Source organism: Streptomyces sp. NPDC050264 (assembly GCF_040655895.1).
In the GTDB taxonomy this organism is placed as follows: Bacteria; Actinomycetota; Actinomycetes; order Streptomycetales; family Streptomycetaceae; genus Streptomyces.
The window spans coordinates 1-3276 of the sequence record NZ_JBFAKV010000066.1 but is presented as its reverse complement, the minus strand read 5'-3'; the positions used below and the strand labels follow the sequence as shown (position 1 = coordinate 3276).

General features: G+C 71.7%; 3 protein-coding genes. All 3 read right to left on the bottom strand.

Annotation, left to right across the window (positions count from 1 at the left end; translation table 11 throughout):
• Positions 1-1384, bottom strand: a 1384-nt coding sequence (gene glgB / locus AB0J02_RS43530) for a 1,4-alpha-glucan branching enzyme (protein ID WP_363199470.1), incomplete at its 3' end; no start/stop codon positions are given.
• Between the two features lie 107 nt (positions 1385-1491).
• Positions 1492-2862, bottom strand: a complete 1371-nt coding sequence (locus AB0J02_RS43525; protein ID WP_363199469.1) for a maltokinase — start codon at positions 2860-2862, stop codon at positions 1492-1494.
• Between the two features lie 229 nt (positions 2863-3091).
• Positions 3092-3276 (bottom strand): alpha-glucosidase C-terminal domain-containing protein (locus AB0J02_RS43520; RefSeq protein ID WP_363199468.1); only part of this gene is annotated, 185 nt, incomplete at its 5' end.

The window sequence follows — 3276 nt, the reverse complement described above, 5'->3', positions numbered from 1 at the left end:
TGGTGACGACGCCCGGCACCCGCCGGTACAGGGTGGCGTTCATCTCCTGGAGGAAGTCGACGGCGTCGAGGTTCTCCCGGCCGCCGAACTGGTTCGGGGTCCACTGCCCTTCCTCGCGCGAGTAGTCGAGGTAGAGCATGGAGGCGACGGCGTCGACGCGCAGGCCGTCGATGTGGAACTCCTCGCACCAGTAAAGGGCGTTCGCCACAAGGAAGTTGCGGACCTCCTTGCGGCCGTAGTCGAACTCCAGGGTGCCCCAGTCGGGGTGCGCCGAGCGCAGCGGGTCCTCGTGTTCGTACAGGGTGCGCCCGTCGAACTCGGCCAACGCCCAGTCGTCGCGCGGGAAATGGGCCGGGACCCAGTCCATGAGCACGCCGATGCCGGCCTGGTGCAGGGCGTCGATGAGGTACTTGAAGTCGTCCGGGGTGCCGAGGCGGGCCGTGGGCGCGTAGAAGCCGGTCACCTGGTAGCCCCAGGAGCCGCCGAAGGGGTGCTCGGCCACGGGCATCAGCTCTACGTGTGTGAAGCCCAAGTCAGCTATATAGGAAGGGAGTTGCTCGGCGAGCTGGCGGTAGGTGAGGCCGGGGCGCCAGGACGCCAGATGGATCTCGTAGACGGAGAAGGGCGACTCGTGGACGGGGCGGTTGCCGCGGGAGCGCAGCCACGCGTCGTCGTGCCAGGTGTGGTGGGAGGCGTGGACGACGGACGAGTTCGCCGGGGGCGTCTCGGTGCGGGTGGCGAGCGGGTCGGCGCGCTGTGTCCTGCTGCCGTCCGGGCGGGTGATCTCGTACTTGTAGAGCTCGCCCTCGCCGATGTCCGGGACGAACAGTTCCCAGATGCCGGACGAGCCGAGCGAGCGCATGCTGTGCCCGGCGCCGTTCCAGTAGTTGAAGCCGCCGACGACGCGGATGCCCTGGGCGTTCGGCGCCCACACCGTGAAGCGGGTGCCCCGGACGCCCTGGTGCTCCATCGGGCGGGCGCCGAGCGCCGTCCACAGCTGCTCGTGCCGGCCCTCGCGTATGAGGTGCAGGTCGAGGTCGCCGAGGGCGGGGAGCAGGGAGTACGCGTCCGCGATCCGCTGGACCGTGTCGCCGTACGTGATCTCCAGTTCGTACGCGGGGGTCTCGCGGAGCGGGAGCAGCGCGGAGAAGAATCCGTCGCCGTCGTCGTGGAGTTCGGTGCGCAGGCCCTGCGAGGTGATGACGGCGACTTTTCGCGCGTACGGGCGCCAGGCGCGTACGGCGGTGCCGGTGCCCGCCGGGTGGGCGCCCAGGACGGAGTGCGGGTCGTGATGGGTGGCCGACAGGAGGCGGGTGCGGTCGCCCTCCGGGACGGGGGCGCTCTCCGGCGCCGGGGGCCGGGTCTTGGTGGGGCGGCGGGTCACGGGTGGGCCTCCTAGTTGGCCTGCACGTCTGCCGGGTCGGTGGTCGTGGGCGGGTGTGGCCGGTCGTGTTCACGCGCTGGAGCCGCGCCCCTGCCGGCCCCGCGCGGCTAGTCGGGCTGCGCCAGCCGTCCCAGGGCGGCGAGGGGCACCGGGAGCCAGTCCGGGCGGTGGCGGGCCTCGTACAGGGCCTCGTAGATCGCCTTGTCCGTCTCGTACGCGCGCAGCAGGACCGGGTCCGTGCGCGGGTCCCAGCCGGAGGCGTCCGCGTAGCCGACGCAGTACGCGGACCGGCAGGCGTCGGACCAGGCCGGGTTCCAGGGGTGGTGCGTGCGGGCGGCGTAGTCGAAGGAGCGGAGCATGCCGGCGATGTCGCGGTGCGGCGGGTGCGGCATGCGGCGTTCGGCGAGCGGCCGGGACGGCTCGCCCTCGAAGTCGATCAGCCGCCAGAATCCCGACGGGTCGCGCAGGCACTGGCCCAGGTGCAGGTCGCCGTGGATGCGCTGGGCCTGCCAGGTGAGTCCTTCGCCCGCCAGGTCGGCGAGCGCCTCGAAGGCGGTGCGCAGGCCGGGCACGTAGGGGAGGAGCGCGGGGACCTGCTGGGCCGTCGTCTCCAGGCGGCGGGTCATCGTCGCGGCCAGCTGCTCGGTCTGGACGCGGGTGTACGTGACCGTGGGCAGGGCCCGCGCCAGGGCGGTGTGCACCTCGGCGGTGGCGCGGCCCAGCTCGTGGGCCTCGGTGACGAACTCCTCCTGCTTGGTGAGGTGCTTGAGGGCCAGGTCCCAGCCGTCGGCCGCGCCCTTGAGGTAGGGCTGGAGCAGGCCGAGCGTGGTCCCGCCGTCGGCTGTCCCGTACCAGGCGAGGGGCGCGGGCACCCGGTCGCAGTTCTCGCGGGCGAGGGCGAGGGGGAGTTCGAGGTCCGGGTTGATACCGGGCAGGACCCGGCGGAATACCTTGGCTATGAGTGAATCGCCGTACACCACCGAGGAGTTGGACTGTTCGGCGACGAGCGGGCGGGGGTCGAGGTCGTGGGCGATCTGCCCGCCCGCGTCCCGGTGGAAGCGGAGGTCGCCGAGGGTGCCGGGGGTGCGGAGGCGTTCCAGCAGGACGCTGGTCTGGCGGGGGTCGTGCAGCGCTTCGTACGCGGTGCGTCCGGCCAGCGGGCCCCGGGTGATGTGGCCGATGACGGCGGGTGCGAGATGCGGGGCCAGGGCGTCGGTGGTGCCTATGAGGAGTTGGTAGCAGTCGCCGGGGCCCTCGTCCGCCGGAGGTTGATGGGCGCGCACCAGCAGATGCAACAGGGCGTCCTCGGCGCGGAGCCGGGTGACGGAGTCGAGGGTGAGCTCGGTGATCGGGCGGCCCTTTCCCGCGAACCACCGCTGGCGCGGCAGCCACTCCCGCAGGAGTGGATCCAGGGACATGAGCAGCTCGGAGTGGTGGCCCTCCGGCGGAGCGGCGGGCCGGGCTGTGGCTTCCGACATGGCGTCGCGTCCTTTCCCCGGGAACGCGTCGGGCGGTGCGAGCGGACTCCGGGTGCCGAGATGCTGTCCAGGAATGGGGAAGTGCCGGGTATGCGGGGAGAGTTCCCAGGGCACGGGGAGGGAAACCGAACAAGCCGGTTGTCCCGCCCCGGGCTGTGGAGCATCTGCTGCAGAACGTGGTGCGTGGGTCGTGTCGCTGTGGGCCGTTTCGCTGTGGAGCGTGCCGCTGTCAGTCCTTGCGCAGGCGGAACCAGTAGAAGCCGTGTCCGGCCAGGGTGAGCAGGTAGGGAAGCTCACCGATGGCCGGGAAGCGGACTCCGCCGATCAGTTCCACGGGGTGCCGGCCGCTGAACATCTGCAGGTCGAGTTCGGTGGGCTGGGCGAAGCGGGAGAAATTGTGGACGCACAGGACCA